21 protein-coding genes, 1 tRNA gene and 1 pseudogene are annotated in these 21727 nt (G+C 69.2%); 15 read left to right on the top strand and 8 right to left on the bottom strand.

Features of this window, described 5'->3' with window-relative positions:
• Positions 1 to 79: 79 nt before the first annotated feature.
• The gene (locus BM199_RS20740) at positions 80 to 1831 is read right to left on the bottom strand and encodes a GGDEF domain-containing protein (RefSeq protein ID WP_091674955.1); all 1752 of its coding nucleotides are present in this window, start codon (positions 1829 to 1831) and stop codon (positions 80 to 82) included.
• Positions 1832 to 1925: 94 nt separating this feature from the next.
• Positions 1926 to 1997: transfer RNA gene (locus tag BM199_RS20735), tRNA-Gln, on the bottom strand.
• A gap of 244 nt (positions 1998 to 2241) precedes the next feature.
• On the opposite strand from BM199_RS20735, the gene BM199_RS20730 reads away from it, so the two are divergent.
• Positions 2242 to 3213: an acyl-CoA desaturase gene (locus BM199_RS20730; RefSeq protein WP_091674954.1), complete on the top strand. Its 972-nt coding sequence runs from the start codon at positions 2242 to 2244 to the stop codon at positions 3211 to 3213.
• A gap of 102 nt (positions 3214 to 3315) precedes the next feature.
• Positions 3316 to 3909, top strand: coding sequence for a TetR/AcrR family transcriptional regulator (locus BM199_RS20725; protein WP_177242728.1), 594 nt, complete (start codon positions 3316 to 3318; stop codon positions 3907 to 3909).
• On the opposite strand, the gene BM199_RS20720 is transcribed toward BM199_RS20725, so the two are convergent.
• The 3 genes from BM199_RS20720 to BM199_RS20710 all read right to left on the bottom strand — a co-directional run bounded on the left by BM199_RS20720 (position 3902) and on the right by BM199_RS20710 (position 6731).
• The gene (locus BM199_RS20720; RefSeq protein WP_091674952.1) at positions 3902 to 4774 is read right to left on the bottom strand and encodes a cytochrome c biogenesis CcdA family protein; all 873 of its coding nucleotides are present in this window, start codon (positions 4772 to 4774) and stop codon (positions 3902 to 3904) included. The two genes, BM199_RS20725 and BM199_RS20720, sit on opposite strands and share 8 nt — an antisense overlap.
• Before the next feature lie 4 nt (positions 4775 to 4778).
• On the bottom strand, positions 4779 to 5375 hold the full coding sequence (locus tag BM199_RS20715; RefSeq protein WP_177242713.1) for a protein disulfide oxidoreductase: 597 nt from the start codon (positions 5373 to 5375) through the stop codon (positions 4779 to 4781).
• Between the two features lie 159 nt (positions 5376 to 5534).
• Positions 5535 to 6731: a PQQ-dependent sugar dehydrogenase gene (locus BM199_RS20710; RefSeq protein ID WP_091674951.1), complete on the bottom strand. Its 1197-nt coding sequence runs from the start codon at positions 6729 to 6731 to the stop codon at positions 5535 to 5537.
• A gap of 148 nt (positions 6732 to 6879) precedes the next feature.
• Here BM199_RS20710 and mfd point away from each other — a divergent pair, with 148 nt between their 5' ends.
• From mfd to BM199_RS20685, 6 genes are all read left to right on the top strand, one after another.
• Entirely contained in the window at positions 6880 to 10470 is a 3591-nt protein-coding gene (gene mfd / locus BM199_RS20705; protein ID WP_245788488.1) for a transcription-repair coupling factor, read from the top strand.
• A 72-nt stretch (positions 10471 to 10542) separates the two neighbouring features.
• Positions 10543 to 11136 carry a pentapeptide repeat-containing protein gene (locus BM199_RS20700; RefSeq protein WP_091674950.1) on the top strand — a complete coding sequence of 198 codons (594 nt, stop codon included), beginning with the start codon at positions 10543 to 10545 and terminating at the stop codon, positions 11134 to 11136.
• An 80-nt stretch (positions 11137 to 11216) separates the two neighbouring features.
• Complete coding sequence (locus tag BM199_RS34605) at positions 11217 to 11549, top strand: Scr1 family TA system antitoxin-like transcriptional regulator (protein ID WP_342741723.1); 333 nt, start codon at positions 11217 to 11219, stop codon at positions 11547 to 11549.
• Positions 11550 to 11562: 13 nt separating this feature from the next.
• Positions 11563 to 12519 carry a SurA N-terminal domain-containing protein gene (locus tag BM199_RS20695; RefSeq protein ID WP_091674949.1) on the top strand — a complete coding sequence of 319 codons (957 nt, stop codon included), beginning with the start codon at positions 11563 to 11565 and terminating at the stop codon, positions 12517 to 12519.
• Entirely contained in the window at positions 12516 to 13472 is a 957-nt protein-coding gene (locus BM199_RS20690; RefSeq protein WP_091674948.1) for a nucleoside triphosphate pyrophosphohydrolase, read from the top strand. The genes BM199_RS20695 and BM199_RS20690 overlap by 4 nt, the downstream gene beginning before the upstream one ends.
• Positions 13473 to 13481: 9 nt before the next feature.
• Positions 13482 to 14321 carry a lysozyme family protein gene (locus BM199_RS20685; RefSeq protein ID WP_425425560.1) on the top strand — a complete coding sequence of 280 codons (840 nt, stop codon included), beginning with the start codon at positions 13482 to 13484 and terminating at the stop codon, positions 14319 to 14321.
• 5 nt (positions 14322 to 14326) lie between these two features.
• On the opposite strand, the gene BM199_RS20680 is transcribed toward BM199_RS20685, so the two are convergent.
• Together BM199_RS20680 and BM199_RS20675 are read right to left on the bottom strand one after the other, a co-directional pair.
• Positions 14327 to 15226, bottom strand: coding sequence for an NAD(P)/FAD-dependent oxidoreductase (locus tag BM199_RS20680; protein WP_091675114.1), 900 nt, complete (start codon positions 15224 to 15226; stop codon positions 14327 to 14329).
• Between the two features lie 84 nt (positions 15227 to 15310).
• Entirely contained in the window at positions 15311 to 15712 is a 402-nt protein-coding gene (locus BM199_RS20675) for a tetratricopeptide repeat protein (protein ID WP_091674947.1), read from the bottom strand.
• A gap of 91 nt (positions 15713 to 15803) precedes the next feature.
• Between BM199_RS20675 and BM199_RS20670 the strand changes: the two genes are divergently transcribed.
• The 4 genes from BM199_RS20670 (at position 15804) to BM199_RS35215 (ending at position 19164) form a co-directional block, all read left to right on the top strand.
• The gene (locus BM199_RS20670) at positions 15804 to 16667 is read left to right on the top strand and encodes a hypothetical protein (protein WP_091674946.1); all 864 of its coding nucleotides are present in this window, start codon (positions 15804 to 15806) and stop codon (positions 16665 to 16667) included.
• Between the two features lie 53 nt (positions 16668 to 16720).
• The gene (locus BM199_RS20665; RefSeq protein ID WP_245788487.1) at positions 16721 to 17188 is read left to right on the top strand and encodes a VOC family protein; all 468 of its coding nucleotides are present in this window, start codon (positions 16721 to 16723) and stop codon (positions 17186 to 17188) included.
• A 140-nt stretch (positions 17189 to 17328) separates the two neighbouring features.
• Positions 17329 to 18615 carry a phosphopyruvate hydratase gene (gene eno / locus BM199_RS20660; protein ID WP_091674944.1) on the top strand — a complete coding sequence of 429 codons (1287 nt, stop codon included), beginning with the start codon at positions 17329 to 17331 and terminating at the stop codon, positions 18613 to 18615.
• Positions 18616 to 18825: 210 nt separating this feature from the next.
• Positions 18826 to 19164: an FtsB family cell division protein gene (locus BM199_RS35215; protein WP_425425559.1), complete on the top strand. Its 339-nt coding sequence runs from the start codon at positions 18826 to 18828 to the stop codon at positions 19162 to 19164.
• Here BM199_RS35215 and BM199_RS20650 read toward each other — a convergent pair.
• Positions 19161 to 20048, bottom strand: a complete 888-nt coding sequence (locus tag BM199_RS20650) for an NAD(P)-dependent oxidoreductase (RefSeq protein ID WP_091674942.1) — start codon at positions 20046 to 20048, stop codon at positions 19161 to 19163. The two genes, BM199_RS35215 and BM199_RS20650, sit on opposite strands and share 4 nt — an antisense overlap.
• An 86-nt stretch (positions 20049 to 20134) precedes the next feature.
• Between BM199_RS20650 and BM199_RS20645 the strand changes: the two genes are divergently transcribed.
• The 3 genes and pseudogenes from BM199_RS20645 to BM199_RS20635 form a co-directional block, all read left to right on the top strand.
• Positions 20135 to 20488 carry a MerR family transcriptional regulator gene (locus tag BM199_RS20645; RefSeq protein WP_091674941.1) on the top strand — a complete coding sequence of 118 codons (354 nt, stop codon included), beginning with the start codon at positions 20135 to 20137 and terminating at the stop codon, positions 20486 to 20488.
• 78 nt (positions 20489 to 20566) lie between these two features.
• Positions 20567 to 21130 (top strand): DUF501 domain-containing protein, encoded by a 564-nt coding sequence (locus BM199_RS20640; protein WP_091674940.1) that lies wholly within the window; start codon positions 20567 to 20569, stop codon positions 21128 to 21130.
• A gap of 187 nt (positions 21131 to 21317) precedes the next feature.
• A pseudogene (locus BM199_RS20635) lies at positions 21318 to 21727 on the top strand (lytic transglycosylase domain-containing protein); the annotation flags it as partial.

The following is a 21727-nucleotide window of genomic DNA, read 5'->3' as shown; positions in this document are numbered from 1 at the left end:
CCTCGTTCGACGACATCGTCGGGTCACACGCTACTTGCGTATGTCACCTGACTGGCGGCTTCCGTACCGGGCCAGGATCCTACGTGTGTTCCTCGAGGTCCCACGTGGGGTCGGTTGGAGTGATGTCCTCGGACCAGCCGCCCATCGGGTCGCCCACCGCGGCCGTGGCGGACGCGATCTGGTTTCCGCCACGCCGTTTCGCCTGGTACATCGCCGCGTCGGCGCGGGAGAGCACCTGTTCCGCACGTTCCTGCGGACGCAGCGAGACCAGGCCGACCGACAGGGTCACGCCGTGCGAAAGGTGGTGCGGCAGGGAGGCGACCGCGGTGACCGCGCGGCCGAGCGCCTGTTTCGCGGCGGACACCGGCGCCCCCGGCAGCAGTGCGATGAACTCGTCGCCGCCGTACCTCGCCACCAGATCGTCACCGCGCAGGGCGTCGCGCAGCGTGCTGGCCACGACCCTGAGCACGTCGTCGCCCTCGGCATGGGAATGCCGGTCGTTGACGTCCTTGAAGCCGTCGAGGTCGACCAGCGCGACCGCGAGAGGTTGCGCGTTGACCGAACCGGCCAGCGTCCGCAGCCGGTCGTCCAGTGCCCTGCGGTTGGGCAGGCCGGTCAGCGGGTCCTGCAGCGCCTGTTGGGTGATCGCGCCGTGCTCCGCCGAGAGCCGTTCGTGTTCGCGGCGGGTGTTCAGGGTGGCGATCTGCGACTCCCGCAACGACCAGAGTTCGGCTTCCAGCGCGGCCGAGTAGGCGGCGAGCAGCGCCGCGGGCCTGTTGTCGGTCGGGCTGTCGATCTCGCCGGTGCCGTCGAGGGCGGCCGTCCCGGCGGTGGTGTCGATGGCACCCGCACTGCCGAGCCGGGCGATCTCGCGGAACAGGTTCAGCCGCATCGACGGCTGTGAGTTGTCCTCGGCCTGCAGGTGCTGCGCGTCGATCAGCAGGCGCATCGCCTCGTCCCTGCGCCCGTCACCGTCGAGGCAGCGGGCCAGTGCGATGGTGACGATGACGTGCTCGTGCGGCCAGCCCTGCTCGGCGTTGAGCTTGCTCAACCGGTCGATATGCGCTGAGCTCGGTGCGGCCAGCGCGAGAGAAGCGGCGAGCACGCCGACCTGATCGACGGCCGGAACCCCGGACTGCCGCGGGAACAGCGATTCGGCGAACGGGGCCTCGACGGCGATCGCCATCGAGGCGGCGGTGCGGAACTTCTCGCCGGCTTCCTCGTCGCGCCCGACGCGTTCGAGCCGTAGCCCCCAGCCGAGCAGCATCTTGACCCGGTTGATCAGCTGCAGCGTGATCTCGTGCGGGCCCGCGCTGTCCCGGACCGCCTGGTGCGCCCTGGCGATCACCTCTTCGGCGGCTTCGTAGACCCCGAGCTGGTTGAGCACGATCCAGCAGTCGATCAGGGCGGAGGAGAGCAAACGATCCCATGCCCGCCTGCCAAGTTGCACGTCCGGAGTGGGCGAGTCGTCGAGAATGGCCAGCGCTCTGGCGATCTCGGTCAGCGCCGCGTCCTCCTGCACGGAGAGCACGAGGAGTCTGCCGCGAATCGCGTGGGCGTCCGCACGCAGGAGCGCGAGGCCATGCCTGCGCGTGTGCGCGAGCAGCTCGTCGAGCAGGGGTTCGGCCTCCAGCGCGATCCCGCGGGTGACCAGCCGGGCCAGTGACGCCGCACGCAGCAGTTGCGCGATAAGAATCGGCTCGCCGCGCCGCTGGGTCTCCTCCAGCAGCTCGTCCACCGTACCGATGATCTTCAGCTGCTCGGTGCGGTCGCTGCGCTGCACGATGGCGTTGAGTTCGCGGGCACGACCGAGCAGCCAGGCATCGGACATGTCGCCCAACGCCGGGCCGGATGCGTCACGTGGCTCGCGAGCCTCGTCGTGCAGCCGCCTTCACCCCCTCGTCAACCCGTCTCCGAAGGACCCGCTCCGCCGCCAGGATTCGAACCTGAACTGTCAGAACCAAAATCTGAAGTGCTGCCAATTACACTACGGCGGATCGTGCCTGGTCAGGATAGTCACACTCATACGGGCCCTGTTCGGGGATCTGCCGATCGCCGCCCTCGGCTCGCTGACCTGCGATGATTCCGCCGGAATCGAGTGCACGTGCGCGGGTGACGAAGCTCCCCGCCAAGAAGGCCCGCTTCGGTCTGGTCTGAGATGGGAAACCTCCTGTACCGTAACCTACGGCATCGTAGGTAAGGCGACCCTTTGTCGGGTCACGCGTGGGAAGAAGTGACTGAATGACGGCAACCCTCGACCGCTCCGCCGGATCCGGCGAGCCGCCGGCCGCATCGGGACCGAAACCAGTAATCGACGGTCAGCGCTCGAACACCGTTCAGGCGACGGTGTACTTCGGTGTCCTCGCTCCACTGATCGCCCTTGTCGTGGCAGTTCCGTTTGCCTGGGGCTGGGGGCTGACCTGGGTCGACGTCGGGCTGTTCGTCATCTTCTATGCCATCTCCGGCCTCGGGATCACGGTGTCGTACCACCGGTACTTCACCCACGGGTCGTTCAAGGCCAAGCGCTGGCTCCGCATTGCCATGGCGATCGCGGGCAGTACAGCGGTACAGGGGCCGGTGATCACCTGGGTGGCCGACCACCGCAGGCACCACGCGTTCTCCGACCGCGACGGCGACCCGCACTCGCCGTGGGCGTTCGGCACGGGCCCGGTGGCGATCGCCAAGGGCTTCTGGCACGCGCACATGGGCTGGCTCTTCGAGCGGGACAGCACGAACGCCGAGCGGTTCGCGCCTGATCTGCTGCGGGACCCCGACATCAAGAAGGTGGACAGCCTCTTCGTGCTGTGGACCGTGCTCAGCCTGGTGCTGCCCGGTATTCTCGGCGGGCTGATCAGCTGGTCGTTCTGGGGAGTGGTGACCGGGATCTTCTGGGCCGGATTCGTCCGCGTGTGCGTGCTGCACCACGTGACGTGGTCGGTGAACTCGATCTGCCACATGCTCGGCGAGCGCCCGTTCACCGCGAGGGACAAGTCGGCGAACTTCTGGCCGCTGGCGATCCTGTCCTTCGGGGAGTCCTGGCACAACCTGCACCATGCAGATCCCACCTCGGCGCGCCACGGTGTGCAGCGCGGGCAGATCGACATTTCGGCACGGGTCATCTGGTTGTTCGAGAAGGTCGGCTGGGCCCACAACGTCCGTTGGCCGACACCGCAGCGGTTGGCGCGTCTTTCGACGTCAACCACGTCGAGTTGACGCACGGGGTTTACCCTCGAGCGTGTGGCGGCGAGACGGCGGGCTAAGCGTGATGCGGCGATCACCGGGGTGCGACCAGGCGCCCCGGTGACCCGTGTGCGGATGACCGGGACCGAGCGCAGGCAGCAACTGCTCAACGTTGCCCGCGCACTTTTCGCGGAAAAGGGATTCGACGGCACCTCGGTCGAGGAGATCGCGCACCGCGCCAACGTGTCCAAGCCCGTGGTGTACGAGCACTTCGGTGGCAAGGAGGGCATCTACGCCGTAGTCGTCGACCGGGAGACGCAGCTGCTGCTCGACCAGATGGTGTCCACTTTGCACGGTGGGCACCCGAAGGTGATGCTGGAGCAGGCGGCGACCGCGCTGCTGAGCTATGTCGAGGAGTCGCACGACGGTTTCCGGATCCTGGTGAGGGATTCGCCGGTCGCCAGTGCCGGGGGCACCTTCTCGACGGTGCTCAACGACATCGCCAGCCAGGTCGAGCACATCCTCGGCCAGCAGTTCACCGCCCGCGGCTACGACGACAAGCTCTCCGCGCTGTACGCGCAGGCGCTGGTCGGGATGGTCGCGCTCACCGGTCAGTGGTGGCTGGACGCGCGCAAGCCCAAGCGGGACGAGGTCGCCGCGCATTTGGTGAACCTGGCGTGGAACGGCCTTTCCCACCTGGAGCACAAGCCGAAGCTGCAGCTCAGCTGACGCGCTCCGCCTTGCGTTTCCGGCTGCGCCGCCTGTTGATTCCCAAGCCCAGCAGCACGAGGGCAGCCAGCGCGATCAGCAACGGGACGGCCCCGATGCCGTCCACCCACGCCGCGAGCACGGACTGGATCTCGCCCGCGGCGTTCACGACCGGGTCGTCGGCGGAGCCACCACCGTGGAACAGACGCAGTTCGTAGGCGCCGTAGTAGCCGACGTAGAGCCCCGCGAGCACCAGCAGCGCACCGCCGATGCGGTTGACGTAGGGCAGGATCCGGCGCGTGCTCCGCGTGGCGGCACTTCCGGCCAGCGCCACGGCGACGGCCAGCACCCCGACCACCAGTGCCATGCCCGCGCCGTACGCCAGGTATGCGACGACTCCCTCCAGTGGTGAACCGCCGCGGAAGGTCGTGCTGGTGACCGCAAGGAACGGGCCGACGGTGCAGGACAGGGACGCGATGGCGTAGGCGAAGCCGTAACCGAACATCGAGCCGAGCCTGCCGGTCGGCGCGCCCTTCGACGGTTTCGGTAGTAGCAGGGTGATCTCCCTGCCCGCCAGCATCCACGCGCCCAGCGCGAGCATCGCCACGCCGATCACCACGGTCACCGCGGGCAGGTACTCCTGCACGGAACTGGCCAGTGGGGCCACGACGAGCCCGAAAGCGCCGAACACGACCAGAAAGCCGGTGGCCATGACGGCCGTCGCGACGAGCGCCCTGCCGACGGCCGTGGCCTTCGACGTGCCGGTGGTCTCCGTCGTGCCGGTCACGACGAGGGTCAGGTAGGCGGGCAGCATCGCGAACCCGCACGGGTTCACGCTGGCCACCATGCCAGCGGCGAGCGCGAAGCCGAGTGTCTCGACGTCCATCGCGTCAGGAGCCGAGCTGCTCGACGCGGGAGTTCAGGTCTTCTTCGGACAGACGGTCCTTGACGACATCCACCGTGCCGTCCGCACTGACGAAGGCGTACGCGGGCTGGTAGGTGATGCCGAAACGCCGCCAGATGTCGGCGTTCTCGTCCTCGAGGTGCTGGAAGTTGCCGACGCCGTACTGGTCCACGAAATCGCGCATGGCGTCGGGACCGTCCTGGGCGGCGACGCCGACGAACGTGACGGAGTTGGCGTCGGCCGCCTTCGCGACCGAGGGGGCCTCCGCGCGGCAGTTCGGGCACCACGGCGCCCAGAACCAGAGGACCGCGGGCTTGCCGGCCAGGCTCGCCCCGGAGAACGGCTCACCGTCGAGAGTGGTTGCGGTGAAGTTCAGCTCCTCCGCCACGGTGGCGGGCTGCTCGCTCGGCTCCGCGGGTTCGGCGGATCCGGCCGGGGTCGTGACGGCGGTGGTGCCGGGAGCGCTCGCGGCAGGATCGTCCGTGGTGGCCGGTTCACCCCCGCACCCGGCGAGCGTCATGACCACTGCCGCGGCGAGCGCGATCCCGCTGAACGCGCTGCCGAAGGAACGAACCCCGACCATCGATGACCTCCTGTGAGCTGGTGCGCCCATCCTGACGCATTCCCACGTCCCAAATGCCCCCCGACGTCTTACAGACCGATGACATCCCGTCCCGCACTTTCCCGGGAAAGTGCGACCCCGCCTCCGACACTTTCCCGGGAAAGTGCGGGAGCCGGTGGGTCAGGGAGTGGGGGTTACGCGCAGCAGCTTGTCGTCGCCGCCGTTGGACGTGGTGACGTAGAGCGCGCCGTCGGGGCCGCTGCGTACGGAGCGCAACCTGCCGTAGTCCTCCAGTTCGGGTGGTAGCGTCACCTCGGTCACCTCGCCGGACTCGTCCAGCGTGAGCAGCAGCATCTTCTGCCCCTTCAGCGCCACGACGGCGAGCGCACCGTCCAGGCCGCCCCACTGCCCACCGGAGACGAAGGCGGCGCCACAGATCGCCTCGGTGATGCTCCCGGATGTCCACACTGGACGAACGGCGTCCGGGAACCGTTCGGTGTCGGTCATCGGGACGCTCTCGTCATAGGACTCCTCGGTGCCACCACGGGAGGGGTCCCAGCCGTAGTTGCCGCCGGGCCGGATCACGTTGACCTCGTCGTCCACGGACGGGCCGTGCTCGGCGGCGAAGATCTGACCGTTCCCCGGTCGTACGGCCATTCCCTGGATATTGCGGTGACCGTAGCTGTAGACGCGCTGTTCGGCGGGGTCCTGTGAGTCGGCGAACGGGTTGTCCGGCAGTGCCGCGCCCGTCTCCAGATCGATCCGCAGCACCTTGCCGCCGAGGCTGCTCCGGTCCTGCGGCACCGGCGCCGCGGCGGAGTCGCCGGTGCCGACGAGCAGCTCCCCTTGCGGGCCGATCGCGGGGCGGCAGCCCGAGTGCCGTCCGCTGGAGTTGAGCGGCAGGCCGGTCAACAGGTCGGCGCCGCGCTCCGCGCTGCTCCCGTCCTGCGACAGTGTCCAGGTCACCAGCCGCACGTCCACCGGCTGGCCGTTCTCCTGGTGGGTCTGGCAGGTGGTGAACCGGCGGGTCTCGGCGAAGTCGGGATGCACCACGAGCCCCATCAGACCGCCCTCGCCCCGCGCGTACACGTCGGCGAGGTCCGCCTGGACCTCCGTGACGGCTGAGCCGGGCGTGGTCCCGGAGACCAGCGCGATCCGGCCGGGGCGTTGCGGGACGAGTACCTCGCCGCTGGGCAGGAACCCGGCGTCCCATCCGTGTTCGAGACCGCCCGCCACCTCCTCCACCTTCAGCGCCGTCGCCACGCTGCTCGTCGCGGGCGCGGGGCCGGGCAGATCCTGCGGCTGGGCACTGCCGCAGGAGACCCCGAGTGCGGCAAGGGGGAGAAGCGTCGCGATTCCGGCTTTTCGTGCACGCATGGGGCCAGCATTCCCTCATCCGCGTCTGATCGCCGTATGAGACCTGCGGACACGACGTTCGGGTGCGCACGTACCCTGGGGTCAGACCCCTTACCCCGCTGGTCCAGGGAAGGGGTATGTCCGTGTGTAAGGGGAACCCTTGGTGACCATGACCAGCCCTGCTTGCCTGTCCGGACTGTTGTCCGCGGTGTTGCCCGATCCCGCGCTGCGCGGTGTCGTGGAGCGCGTCGGCGCACCTCACCTGGAGCTCGAGGGGGCCACGGCCACCCGCCAGCTCGTCGCGGCCGCACTGGCCGCGCCGGAGAGCGCAGGGGGTGCCGACCGCCCGGTGCTCGCGGTCACCGCGACCGGCAGGGAGGCCGACGAGCTGACCGCTGCCCTGGTCAGCCTGCTGGGGGCCGACGCGGTAGTGGACTTCCCTTCCTGGGAGACGCTGCCACACGAGCGGCTCTCCCCGCGCGCCGACACCGTCGGCAGACGGATGGAGGTGCTGCACCGGCTCACCCAACCGCACCACGGCGGCCTGCGCGTGGTCGTGTCCACGGTCCGCAGCCTGATCCAACCGATGGCGCCCGGCCTCGGCTCGCTCGCGCCGATCGAGCTGCGGGTCGGTGAGGAACAGCAGTTCGAGGGCGTACTGGAGCGCCTGGTCGAGCTGGCCTACTCGCGTGTGGACATGGTGGAGAAGCGCGGCGAGTTCGCCGTTCGCGGCGGCATCCTCGACGTCTTCGGCCCCACTGCCGAGCACCCGTGCCGAATCGAGTTCTGGGGCGACGAGGTCAGCGAGATCCGCGCGTTCGCGGTCGCCGACCAGCGGTCGTTGCCGGGGGAGATCCAGGAGGTGATCGCGCCACCCTGTCGCGAGCTGCTGCTCACCGGCCAGGTCAAGGAGCGGGCGAGGGAACTGGCGGAGACCCATGCCTCCGACGCGGCGCTGGCGGAGATGCTCACCAAGCTCGCCGACGGCATTCCCTGCGAGGGCATGGAAGCCCTGATCCCGGTGCTCTGCGAGGGCGAGCTGGAGCTGCTCACCGACGCGATGCCGGAGGGCACCCACGTCCTGCTGGCAGATCCGGAGAAGATCCGGGCCAGGGCGCACGACCTCGTGCGCACCGGGCAGGAGTTCCTCGAGGCTTCGTGGTCGGTCGCGGCGGCAGGCGGCAGGGCGCCGATCGACCTCGGCGCCTCGGCCTACCGTGACCTCGAGGAGATCGGGCGGCACGCCCGCGACACCGGCAGGTCGTGGTGGACGCTGTCCCAGCTGACCAGTGAGGGCGACGTCTACCGGGTTTCCATCGACGGCGTTCCCGGGTACCGCGGTGAGTTCGAGCGTGCGACCACGGATCTGCGGGCGCACGCGGCGGCGGGCGGCGCCGCGGTGCTGGTGATGCCGGCCGCGGGTACCGCAACGCGTGCCGTGGAACAGCTCAGCGCGGCCGAGGTGCCGACGACGCTGTCCGCCGATGGCATCACCGAGCCACCACGCAGCGGAATGGTCACCGTGACCTGCGGCGGGCTCACCGACGGTTTCACGGCGCCGGAACTCGCGCTGGTGGTCCTGAGCGAGTCCGATCTGACCGGACGCGGCGCCTCGGCTGGGCAGTCCACAAGGGACCTCAACACGAAGATGCCGTCCCGGCGGCGCGGCGGAGTGGATCCGGTCGCGCTCAAGTCCGGCGACTACGTGGTGCACAACCAGCACGGCATCGGCCGGTTCGTGGAGATGGTGCAGCGCACCGTCGGCGGTGCCACGCGCGAGTACCTGCTGCTGGAGTACGCCTCGTCCAAACGCGGCCACCCCGGTGACCGGTTGTTCGTCCCGACCGACCAGCTCGACGAGGTCTCTCGCTACGTCGGTGGTGAGCTGCCGACCCTGAACCGGCTCGGTGGGTCGGACTGGAAGAACACCAAGGCAAAGGCGCGCAAGGCGGTCAAGGAGATCGCGGCGGAGCTGGTACAGCTCTACGCCGCGCGGCAGGCCGCTCCCGGCCACGCTTTCGGGCCGGACTCGCCCTGGCAGGCAGAGCTGGAGGACGCCTTCCCGTTCGTCGAGACCGGTGACCAGCTGGCCGCGATCGACGAGGTCAAGTCCGATATGGAACGCAGCGTTCCGATGGACCGGGTCATCTGCGGCGATGTCGGCTACGGCAAGACCGAGATCGCTGTGCGGGCAGCGTTCAAGGCCGTGCAGGACGGCAAGCAGGTCGTGGTGCTGGTCCCGACGACGCTGCTCGCGCAGCAGCATCTGAGCACCTTCATCGAGCGGATGCGCGCGTTCCCGGTGAAGATCAAGGGGATGTCGCGGTTCACCGATCCGCACGAGGCCGAGCAGACGATGGAAGGGCTCTCGAGCGGCGAGGTCGACATCGTGATCGGTACGCACCGCCTGCTGCAGACGGGCGTCCGGTACAAGGACCTCGGACTGATCATCGTGGACGAGGAACAGCGGTTCGGCGTCGAGCACAAGGAGCACATCAAGGCGTTGCGGACGCACGTCGATGTGCTCACCATGTCGGCGACACCCATCCCGAGGACCCTGGAGATGAGTCTCGCCGGCATTCGCGAGATGTCCACGATCCTGACCCCACCGGAGGACCGGCACCCGATCCTGACCTACGTCGGTGCCTATGACGACAAGCAGGTGGGTGCGGCGATCCGGCGTGAGCTGCTGCGCGACGGTCAGGTCTTCTACGTGCACAACCGGGTTTCGTCGATCGAGAAGGCCGCGAAACGGTTACGCGAGCTGGTCCCGGACGCGCGGATCGTCACCGCGCACGGGCAGATGAACGAGCACAAGCTCGAGCAGATCATCGAGGGGTTCTGGGAGCGCGAGTACGACGTGCTGGTGTGCACGACGATCGTGGAGACCGGACTGGACATCTCCAACGCGAACACGCTGATCGTGGAGCGAGGCGACATGCTCGGGCTGGCGCAGCTGCACCAGCTGCGCGGCCGCGTCGGGCGTGGCAGGGAGCGCGGATACGCGTACTTCCTCTACCCGCCCGAGGCCCCGCTCACCGAGACCGCGCACGACCGGCTCGCCACGATCGCGCAGAACACCGAACTCGGCTCCGGCATGGCGGTCGCGATGAAGGACCTCGAGATCCGCGGCGCGGGCAACATCCTCGGTGCGGAGCAGTCGGGGCACATCGCCGGTGTCGGCTTCGATCTGTACGTCCGGCTGGTCGGGGAGGCCGTCGACGCCTTCCGCAAGCATGCGGGCGCGGGCACCGGTGAGGAGGAAGAGGCTCCTGCCGAGGTGCGGGTGGACCTGCCGATCGATGCGCACATTCCGCACGACTACGTGCCCGGCGAGCGGTTGCGGCTGGAGGCCTACCGCAAGATCGCGGCCGCGCCGGACGCCGATGGCCTCGATGCGGTGCTGGACGAGCTGATCGACCGCTACGGTCAGCCACCGGCCTCGGTGCGCAGGCTGCTGGCGGTGGCGAACTTCCGGCACGCCTGCAGGGCGGCCGGGGTGACCGAGGTGACGGCGCAGGGCAACACCATCCGGTTCGCGCCCTTGCCGCTGGCCGACTCGCAGCTGGTCAAGCTCAAGCGGCTGTACCCCAAGGCGGTCTACAAGGCGGTCACCAACACCGTCTCGGTGCCCAAGCCCACGGAAGGCGCAGCAGGCGGTCGAATAGGCGCCCCACCCCTGCGCGACGAGGCCCTCCTAGCCTGGTGCACCCAACTCCTCCAGGCCCTCACCCGCCAACCAGCCCCCACTCCCGCCTGACTTGGCAGTTCCGGAGCTCGAGTTCGCAGTTCCGGCGGCTGACTTGGCAGTTCCGGGGGCTAGCCTCCCGGGGTGACCGAGCTGATCGAGGACGAAAGTTTCACCCGGGACGACTGGTACGGCGAGGAGTGGTCCGGCCGCAGCTATCAGCGCTGCACGTTCAGTGAGGTCGACTTCACCGAGGCCACGACGCGGGGTGTGGTCTTCAACGAGTGCTCCTTCGGCAACGCCTGGTTCAACGCATCCAGGCACTTCGACACCGCGTTCACGAGCTGCGATTTCACCCGGTGCAATTTCTTCGACACCGAGTTCGAGGGCTGCAAACTGGTGGGCAGCCGGTTCCAGGAGTCGGAGCTGCGGCCGATGCGGGTCACCGGAGGGGACTGGTCGTTCGTCGGACTGCCGGGGGCCGACCTGCGCCGGTGCGGCTTCCACGGGGTGCGGATGCGGGAGGCCGACCTGACGGGGGCGAACTGCGCCGAGGCGGCGTTCGCCACCGTGGACCTGTCCGGTGCGCAGCTACACAGCGCGAAGTTCACCAAGGCAGATCTGCGAGGCAGCAACATCGAGGCGCTCGATCCGTATCACGCGGAACTCACCGGCGCGCTGATCGACCCGGAGCAGGCGCTCGTGCTCGCCACCTCCATGGGGCTGCGGATCGGCTGACATTGTCCGCCTTGCCCCCGTGGCAAACCAGCATCCGATGTAGTGAATGCGGGACAGCGCAGGGGCGGTGGCCGCACTGACTGCTGCAATCGGAGACCTATGTTCGGGAACTGCTGCGGTGGGGCGGGCGAGTACGCGAGGACCGCTTCGAGTTGCTCGTGCGCGCCCGCCTGCAACGCCAGCGAGTCCTGCGTCGCCGCTTGCCACCCCGCTTCCGGGTGTTCGTCCATGAACACGCGCTGCGCGGCGTGGTGGGCGGGCCGCGAGTAATGCACGAACAGGCCGACTCCAGGGACTGGCTTGCCCGCCTGGCACTCGAGTACGGCCGTGCCGACCCCGTCGCACTTTCCCGGGAAAGTGCGACGAGCCGAACGGTGACTACCCGGTCTTGCGATTGCCCTGTGGGGCTGTGAGAGGGTAAGGCTTGTGACGAGGATCATCGGCCGCCCTCGGGTGCTGCTTACCGCTGTTGCCACCGCTCTTGTGCTCGCCGGTTGCGGGTCGGGGCCCAGTCAGGCCACCTCCGCCGCGATCGTCGGCGATCGCTCCATCGCCCTCGACGATGTGCAGCAGGAGATCCAGTGGCTGCTGGACAACGTGCCGGAGGCGCAGCAGGCGAAGCAGCAGCGCAAGTTCGACATCGAGTCGCGCAAGATCGTGCAGAGCCGGGTCGTGCACCAGTTGCTCACCGTCGCGGCGGAGCGCGACGGCCTGCGGGCCGATGATCAGCAGATCGCGGAGCTGATCAACTCCAGCGGTGGTCGCGAGGCCGCCGCACGAGCCGTCCGGGTGGAACCGGAACGGCTTGACGACGTCGCGGGGGACCAGCTGTTGCTGCAGCAGCTCGGCCAGAAGTACGTCGACCGCCTCTCCGTCAGCCTGATCGGCACCACGATCAGCAGCGAGAGCCCCGGCGCCACCGCGGAGGACGCGGCGCTCGATCTCGGCCGCCGGATCTCCGCCGATCCCGGCAACGCCGCGTCCATCATCCAGTCGGGTGGCCACCAGGTGCTGGACGAGCGGTTCAGCCTCGCGGAGGCGTTGCAGGCCAGTCCGGAACTCGCCGTGAGCGCCGTGTTCGGCGCTGACGAAGGCGATGTGCTGGTCATCCAGCCCAGCAGGGAACAGACCGGTTGGCTGGTCGCGCTGGTGCGGGAGCGGACGGTTTCCGGCGCCGCCGGCTCCGGTTCGGACGCCGCCGCGCAGTCCGACCCGCAGATGCTTTACCAGGTCGGCTTGCGGATGTTGCAGCCGCTGGCCGACGAACTCGGCGTGCGCATCAACCCGCGGTACGGCGTCTGGGACCAGACCGCGATGACCGTGGCCGCCAGCGAGGACGAGTTGACCGGCTACCAGTTGCAGCCGCGTACCGTGCAGCCATGACCGTTTCGCCCCCCACCGTGGTGCTCGTCTCGGCCACGTTGCCAGGGGTGCTCCCGGCAGGCGCGTGGCCCGTGCTGCGGACGGCCGAGTCGGTCTTCGCCGCCGCGGATCTGCCCGAGTCGACGAGAACCGAGCTGGACGCCAAACCGGCGCCGAGTCCTGCCGAACTCGTCGGTCTTCCCGGCGTCGTCCTTATCGCGGCCAGTGTCGACGAGGCCGGCGCCGCCGCGCTGATCGCGGCAGGTGCGGCCGTTGTCGCCGCGCCGGTGCCGCCGATCGTGCGTGCCGTCGAGGTGATGGACCGCCTGCGGTCGCCGGGCGGATGCCCGTGGGACGCGGTGCAGACGCACGACTCACTGCGCCAGTACCTCGTGGAGGAGACCTACGAGTTGCTCGACGCGATCGAGGAGGGCGACCGGCCCGCGCTGCGCGAGGAACTCGGTGACGTGCTGCTCCAGGTGCTCTTCCACGCGCGGGTCGCCGCGGAGCACGAAGGGGACCCCTTCGGTATCGACGACGTCGCGGACGACCTGGTCGCCAAACTGGTCGGCAGGCACCCGCACGTCTTCGCGGACGGGGAGCGGGTGGACACCGCCGAGCACCAGCAGGTCCGCTGGGAGGAACTCAAGCAGACCGAGAAACGCCGTGAGTCTGTTGTGGACGGTGTCGCGCTCGGTCAGCCCGCGGTGGCGCTCGCCGGCAAGCTTGGTCACCGCACCGGACGCGCCGGGGTGCCGTTCGACCTGATGCCCGCCGCCACCGACGAGGCCACCAGGATCTTCCGTCTGGCCGCCGCCGCGCGCAGAGCCGGGATCGACCCCGAGGGCGGGTTGCGGTCCGTGGCCAAGGAGTTCGCCCGACGGGTGCGAGTTGCCGAGCGCGCGGCGCGCGCCGACGGTGTCGAGCCCGCGGCCCTGGACGCGGATGGCTGGCGCCGGTACTGGCCCACGTAACCTGAACGGGTGGTCGATCCCACTCCATCAGGTTCCGGTCCCGCAGGAGAGCCCGGCGAACCGTGGCAGCCGCCGCGCCGGTACGTCGGCCGGATCCTGCTCGCACTAGGCCTGGTCGCGACCGGCCTCGTGCTCATCCTGACCATCGGGATCCACCGCTACGACGACCCGGCCGGCGACGGCAGTGACGTCGTCGTGCAGGAGCGCAGGCCGCAGCCACGGGCCGAGGTGCCCCAGCGCGCGCGTGCCGCACCCGAGGATCGGCTCAACGCCTCCGACCAGGCCGAACTCGACAGCTGGGCCGACGAGGTCGCGGAGGCCACCGAGATTCCCGCCCGCGTGCTCGTTGCCTACGGCAGGGCCGAGATGTGGATGCGCTCGGCCGCGCCCGACTGCAGGCTGTCCTGGGGCACGCTCGCCGGGATCGGCAGGGTCGAGTCGCGGCACGGCAGTCTCGGCGGCGCGGATGTCGAAGACGACGGGACGACCACCAAACCCATCATCGGCGTGCCCCTCGATGGCTCGGCAGGAGTGCGGGCGATCCCGGACTCCGACGGCGGCAAGCTGGACCGCGACACCGAGTGGGACCGTGCGGTCGGGCCGATGCAGTTCCTCCCTGCCACCTGGGCGAAATGGGGCACCAGGGCGGGCAGGGACGGCGCCCCGGCGGATCCGCACAACATCGACGACGCCGCGCTGTCCGCCGCCACTTTCCTCTGCTCCGGCGGGGCCGACCTGAGCACTCCACGAGGCTGGTGGGACGCGGTGCTCGCGTACAACCAGTCCGTGGAGTACGGCCAGGACGTCTTCAGCGGCGCCGCGGCCTACGCCGAGGCGACCACCGGATAGCGGCGTCACGCCGCGGTGTAGACGCCCTCGTGCACCAGTTCGGCGTTGATCGACATCGCGGCCCGAGATCCGTCCCCCGCCGCGCTGACCAGCTGTGCCGACAAGTCGACAGCGTTGCCCGCGGCCCATACCCAGGACACACTCGTGCGACCGAATCGGTCGACCCGGACCTGCCCGTTCTCGTCCCGCTCGCAGCCGAGGGTGCCCAGCAACGCGTCCTTGGGGACGAACCTGGGGCCGACGAACACGGCACTTCTCGGTACCTCGGTGCCGTCAGCCATGCGGACACCGCGGAGGCGATGGCCTTCGGTGAGCAGCCGCTCGACCTTGCCGGGAACCACGTCGACACCGCGTGTTCGCAGGTTGGCGAGGTCGTCGTCGGTCAGGTCCATCGTGTGCGGAAACAGTGTGACGTCCTTGCTCCACTGCCGGATGAGCTGCGCCTGATGCATGGTCAGAGGGGAGCCGCCGAGCACCCCGATCGGCTGATCGCGCACCTCCCACCCGTGGCAGTACGGGCAGTGCAGGACGTCGGAACCCCACAACTCGCGGACTCCGGGGATCTCCGGCAGCTCGTCGGTGAGCCCGGTCGTCACCAGCACCCGCCGAGCCGCGAGGACGGAACCGCCCGCCAGCTCCACCGACCGGTCATGCCGGATCCGGGTGACGACGTCCTCGACGAACTCGCCGCCGTAGCCCTCGATCTCCGCCCTGCCGACGCGCAGCAACTCGCGCGGGTCCAGGCCGTCACGGGACAGGTACCCGTGCAGGTGCGCGGCTGGGGCGTTGCGGGGATTTCCCGCGTCCACGACCACGACCCTTCGTCTCGCCCTGGTCAGTACCAGCGCCGCGCTGAGCCCCGCCGCTCCACCGCCCACGATCACCACGTCGTATGTCTCGGTCATCTCGACCACCTCCGCGGACCACAGTCCGCCACCCAGGGCACTATTGGCAACATTTGTTGCCGATATAGCAAACCTGGTGTCTGGTCACGGATTGTCGAGGGTGAGCCGAGCGCTCACTTCGCCGATGGCGTCCTGGTACTCCGGCGCCGAATGCATCGCCGAGGCCATCCGCAACTGGCCGAGCGCCTCGACGAGGCGACCGAGGCGTTGCAGAGTCCTGCCGAGAACGAACCGCGCGTAGTGGTCGGCCGGGTCGAGTTCGACCACGCGGGACAGTGCACGCTCCGCGCGCCGCAGTTGGGCTGAATGGAAGTAGGCGCGTCCCGCGAGTAGTTGCACGCTCGGTTTGTCCGGCTCGGCGTCGAGCACGGGCTCCAGCGCCTTCAACGCGTCGAGTGGTCGTGTGCGAACCAGATTCTCCGCCTGCCGGAACGCCCGGAGCGGATCTTCCCCGGGCTCCTGCGGTGCTGGTTCCTGCTCAACCATGGTCCGCTCGACGTTACCGCCTCCCGCGAGTCGCTAACACCCTTGACAGCAATGCCGATCACCAAGCGAAACGAAACTGGGAGGGCTTCAGTTGGGACAACTCCGCGGCCCGCGGCGGCGGTTCCCTGCCGGACGGTCGATTCTGCTGGCAGGGGTCCTGCTCGCCGTCGTGGCGGGCGGGTTTTACCTCGCGCGGCCCGACGAAACGAAGCATTCGCCGGATGCCGCTGCTGGTCTTCCCGTGACGTGGGAGCTGGATCCGGAACGTCCCTTCGCGGGCACTCCGGCGCAGGACTGGCCGGACGGAGCGGCCGGGATAGTGCCGCCGGAGCCAGCCGCGGTCGGTGACCACACCGCGGCGGAGGTTGCCGCGGCGCTGGCCGATGTGCGCGACCTGCTGGTGATTTCGCGACTGGAGCGTTCGGTCATCGAGGGCGGTGACGTGGAGCCGTACCTGTCCATGCTGGCGCCCGCCGAGCGGGAGGCGCGCCGGGCGGAGTTCTCGGGCGAGGGCGACAACGGGCCGGGCACCCTGGCCACCCGCATCGACCCCGCCTTCCGGTTGTTGCCCGCCGAGCCGAAGGTGAGCGGCAGGATGTGGGCAGAGGAAGGGGCGGACGGCGCGTTGACGATCCGCACGAACTACGTGTTCGCCTATGCGTTCGATCCCGGTGCGCAGACGCGACTTAGGTCGCCGCTCGACGCGGTGGCGATGGTCCGTGCCGATGTCGACTACGACGTCCGTACCGGTTCGCGCTGGTACGAGCGGGATCGGGGGATCGCCTTCGGCGGCGGGCAGATCGGGGTCTACTCCATGGCGTGCGAGCCGACCCGCCGTGGCCTGCTGGCACCGGCGTACAGCGAGTCGGAATTCACCGGACTGCCCGACGACCGGGGCCCCGGCGAATACTTTGATCATGCCCGGCCGATGGAATTCGGCAATAGTTGCGCGTGATATCCGCGGGTCAGCTACCACTGCGAAAGACAGGTGTGATGAACTTGTCCGCCATGACGGACCCCGAGAACATCGATTCGGCGCCCCGCTATCTCGGACTGGCGCCGTATCTGTACTACGCCGATGCCAACGCCGCCGTCGAATGGCTCACCCGCGTTTTCGGCTTCACCGAGAAGGTGCGGTACGTGGACTCGGCAGGCGCGATCTTCCAGGCGACGCTCCTCGCGGGCACCGCGGAGATACAGCTGACGGGCGTGGGCTCGGACTACTGGGACGCCAAGGGCGTCGACGGTCCGGTCGGCCAGCTCAATGTCATCTACGTGGACGATGTCGACGCCCAGTACGAGCGGGTGTGTGCGGCACTCGGCGAGCACGCCGAGGTGTCCCAGCCCCAGGATCAGCCGTACGGCGCGCGGCTGTTCACCGTGCAGGACTGCGGTGGGAACAACTGGGCCTTCTGGCAGTGGATCTCCGACACGGTCGATCTCCCGACCGGCTGGCAGGAAGTGCGGCCCGACTGAGGCCGGTGACCTCGGTCACTCCTGCTCCGATCACCTGTTGGGAACGTCACGACTGACCTGCGTGCCTCCAACGGGTGATCAGCGCTGGCCGCTACGCTGGGATCTGAACTGGCTTGGCACAACCGGGTGAGGAGCAAGGCGTGGCTGTCATCGAGCAGGTAGGCGCCCGCGAGATTCTGGACTCGCGGGGCAATCCGACCGTCGAGGTGGAGGTGGCTCTCGACGACGGGACGCTCGCACGCGCTGCCGTGCCCTCCGGGGCGTCGACCGGGGTGTACGAGGCCGTCGAACTGCGTGACGGGGACAGTGGCCGTTACCTCGGCAAGGGTGTCGAACGCGCGGTGGCCGCCGTGCTCGACGAGATCGGCCCGGACCTGGTCGGTGTGGACGCCGTCGACCAGCGGATCGTGGACCAGAAGCTGGTCGACCTCGACGGCACGCCGGACAAGTCGCGGCTGGGCGCCAACGCCATCCTCGGCGTTTCGCTGGCCGTGGCCAAGGCGGCGGCCGACTCCTGTGAGCTGGAGCTGTTCCGCTACCTCGGCGGGCCGAACGCGCACGTGCTTCCCGTGCCGATGCTCAACATCCTCAACGGCGGCGCGCACGCCGACACCGATGTGGACATCCAGGAGTTCATGATCGCGCCGATCGGCGCGGAGTCCTTCCGTGAGGCACTGCGCTGGGGCACCGAGGTCTACCACTCGCTGAAGTCGGTGCTGAAGGGCCGCGGCCTCTCCACGGGGCTTGGCGACGAGGGCGGCTTCGCGCCGAGCCTGGCGAACAACCGCGAGGCGCTCGACATCATCGTCACCGCCATCGAGAAGGCCGGGTACGTCCCCGGCCGGGACGTGGCGCTCGCGCTCGACGTCGCCGCGACGGAGTTCTTCTCCGACGGCGCCTATACGTTCGAGGGCAGCAAGCGCAGTGCCGAGCAGCTCATCGGCTACTACACCGAACTGGTCGACGCCTACCCGCTGGTCTCCATCGAGGACCCGCTCGGCGAGGACGACTGGGACGGCTGGGTGCGGATGACCGCCGAGCTCGGCGAGCGCGTGCAGCTCGTCGGCGACGACCTGTTCGTCACCAACCCGGACCGGCTCGAGGAGGGCATCACCCGCCGCGCGGCCAACGCGCTGCTGGTGAAGGTCAACCAGATCGGCACCCTTTCGGAGACGCTGGACGCGGTCTCGCTGGCCACCTCCTACGGCTACAAGAGCATGATGAGCCACCGCTCCGGCGAGACCGAGGACACGACGATCGCCGACCTGGCCGTCGCGACCGGCGTCGGCCAGATCAAGACCGGCGCGCCGGCTCGTGGTGAGCGGGTCGCGAAGTACAACCAGCTGCTGCGGATCGAGGAGACACTCGGTGACGCGGCTCGGTATGCGGGAGACCTCGCCTTCCCGAGATTCACGCCGGAGAGCTGATCCTCGGTGGCGGAGCGGGGCAGGCCGCGGAGCAGGCGCGCCGGGGGACGGGCGCAGAGCTCGTCCCCACGCCGTCCTGAGCGCGAACGGACCCAGCGTGATCGCACCAGGCGCGACGGCAGGAGGGCCCGGCTCAGGAGGGGCCTGAGTGCGACCCGGGCCTCCGGTGCGGCAAAGGTGCTCGGCCTCTCCAACACGAGGCGGGCCGCGGTGGCTGCCATCGTGGTGTGCGCGCTGGCCTTCACCGTCGCCGTGCCGCTGCGCACGTACCTGACCCAGCGTTCCGACATGACCGTGCAGGAGCAGCGTCAGGCGGAGCTCGAGGCGGAGGTCGCCGACTGGGAGCGCCGCAAGGCGCAGCTGGAGGATCCGGCCCAGATCGAGGCGGAAGCGCGGCGCAGGCTCCGCTACGTCATGCCCGGCGAGACGCCGTACATGGTGCAGCTGCCCGAGGACAAGCCGAAGGCAGCGCAGCCGGCACCCGATCAGGAGCCCGAGGTGGACGGCGCGTGGTACCAACGCCTGTGGGAAGGCACGGCAGGCCGTTAGCCGGTCGGCGCGCCGCGGAGGACCTCCACCAGGCTGGCGAAGCTGTTCCTGCCGTGGCCCGCGTCGATTCCCCGGTCGGTCAGCGACTTGATGAGTTCGGGCAGAGCGTTGTCGAGGCCACGGGTTCGTCCGGCTTCGATGAGGTGGTCCATGAGCGGCGCGTCGAGTTCGAGCCATTCCTCGTCGCCCGGGTAGTGCTGTTCGTCGACCTGCCGTGCGTAGTCAGCGATGACGTCGCTGACCGTGGTGGACAGCCAGCGGGTCAGCAACGGCGCCACCGTGGCGGCCGGGACCTGCGCGGTGCCGAGCAGGGCTGCGGTCTGCAGGAAGCCGATCAGCGTGGCCCAGGCGAGACCGAGCATCGCGACGTCGTACAGGGCCGCGGTGCCGACGGACTTCCCGAGGTAGGTAGCGCCGCCGAGGTGCGCGAGCAGGGTCTCGTGGCGTTCGAACACCTCGCCCGAGCCGCTGTAGACCAGCACCGTGTCCGGCTTGCCGACGTGTTCGGGATGGGCCATCAGCGCGGCGTCGAGATAGTGGCTTCCCCTGGCGTCCAGCCACGCCTCGACCTGCTCGGCCTCGGCGCTCGTCCCCGAGGTCAGGTTGAGCACGTCGACGCCGCCGACGTGCGACTCGGCTCGTTCGAGGACGCGTTGGACAGCGTCGTAGTCCTCGACGCACAGCAGGATCAGCGACGCCGCCGCGAACGCCGTCCGAAGCGAGTCGGCGCGGGAGACTCCGCGTGCGGGCAGCGTGTCGGCCAGGACGGTGTCCTCGTCCCACACCGTCACGGCAGTTCCTGCTGCCGTGAGGGCGCGAGCCAGCGCCGTTCCGCGTGGGTTCAGTCCGATCACTGTCACCGATGCGTTCGTGCGTCGATTCATGAGCCCTCACTTCTCGAACAGCTGGTGTGAATTCCGTACGCTGAAGCTAAACCTTCACATCGATGTGAGAGTCAAGGGAGCTGGGCGTGCGTATCGGAGAACTGGCTCGGCGGACCGATGTCAGCCCACGGCTGTTGCGCTATTACGAGGAGCAAGGCCTGCTGCGGCCGGTTCGGCGACCGAGCGGATACCGCGAATACCGCGTCGCCGATGTGGAACGGGTGCGCCGAATCCGCACCTTGCTCGCCGCCGGACTGAACACCACCACCATCGCCGAGGTGCTGCCGTGCACCGTCGACACCGGAAACGGGTTGGCTGCGGCATGTCCAGACCTGTTGACGGACCTGCACCGTGAGCGCGACCGGATCACCACCGCCATCACCGAGTTGCGATCCGCCAGGACGATGCTCGACACGATCATCCAGGCCACCCCGCGTTGAGGCCCGCGGCCGTGGACCCGACGTCTGTGCCGGGACCACCCGGAAGGCCTGCCCTGCCCACGCGGCTAACCTTCCCGGGTGGGTAACAGCGAGGCGCAGCAGTTCGAACCGGTCACCGAACACGACCGGGAGGTGATCGCGGAGCAGCTCGGCAGGCCGCCGAGGGCGCTGCGGGCGGTCGCCGCACGCTGCCCCAGCGGCCACCCCTCCGTGGTGCAGACCAGTCCGCGACTGGAGAACGGCACCCCGTTCCCGACGCTGTACTACCTGACCTGTCCCCGGCTGGCTTCGCTCGTCGGGAAGCTGGAGGCCTCCGGGGTGATGCGGGAGATGACGGACCGCCTCGCCGAGGACCCGGAGCTGGCGGCGGCATATCAGCGGGCCCACGAGTCCTACCTGGCCGAGCGGGACGCCATCGAGTCACTCGGGCACGAGGTGACGGCGGGCGGCATGCCGGGGCGGGTCAAGTGCCTGCACGTCCACCTGGCACACACCCTGGCGAAGGGCCCTGGGGTGAACCCGTTCGGCGACGAGACCGTGCGGCTGCTCAGCGAGGAATGGCCCTCGGGTGACTGCGCGGCTCCGGAACCGGACAGGAAGCCGGACACGAGTTCGGCTGTCCTGCCGGACACGTCGCGGTAACGATCCCGTCCCGGTCGGTCCCGTTGCTCCAGATGGAGCAATTCACCGGTCATTTGTTGTCGAGATCTTCGTGTGCGCCGGTAGCGATGCGAGTCTGTGAGGGTCCGAATACGGGGGTTTCACACCCGCCGGACGAGGATCGGAAATTCCGGACAGGTTCGACGTGTTCGTCAGGGGAGGCTGGGGCGTGCGGGTTTATCGAGGACCCCGAGCGGTCGGTGGCGCGGTCCGCAAGGCGGCGGTGCGGCACAAGGCCGCCAGTGCCGCGCTGGCCGGCACACTCGCGGTACTGCCCGCGGTGGCGGCGACCGGTGGGGCGGCCAGTTGGGTCAACCTCGCGAGCGTCCAGAACATCGGTGAGGTTCCCGGCACCTCGGATGTACTCGCGTTGCAGGGCGGAACGGACACGGGCCTCACGCCGGTCGCGGTGAACGGCAGCCTGCCCGACGCCGCGCAGCCGCAGACCCTGCCGGCCTACGAGCTGCCCGAACCGTCCGTGGGTGCGTTGGGGATTCCGGGGTCGGCGTTGCAGGCCTACCGCAAGGCGGCCGAGCGGATGGCCGCCGAACAACCCGGCTGCGGGATCGACTGGGCCCT

Origin of the sequence: Amycolatopsis marina, from assembly GCF_900111885.1 — a bacterium.
In the GTDB taxonomy this organism is placed as follows: Bacteria; Actinomycetota; Actinomycetes; order Mycobacteriales; family Pseudonocardiaceae; genus Amycolatopsis; species Amycolatopsis marina.
Note: the sequence above shows the minus strand (reverse complement) of the source record. Positions and strands in the feature narration are given on the sequence as shown.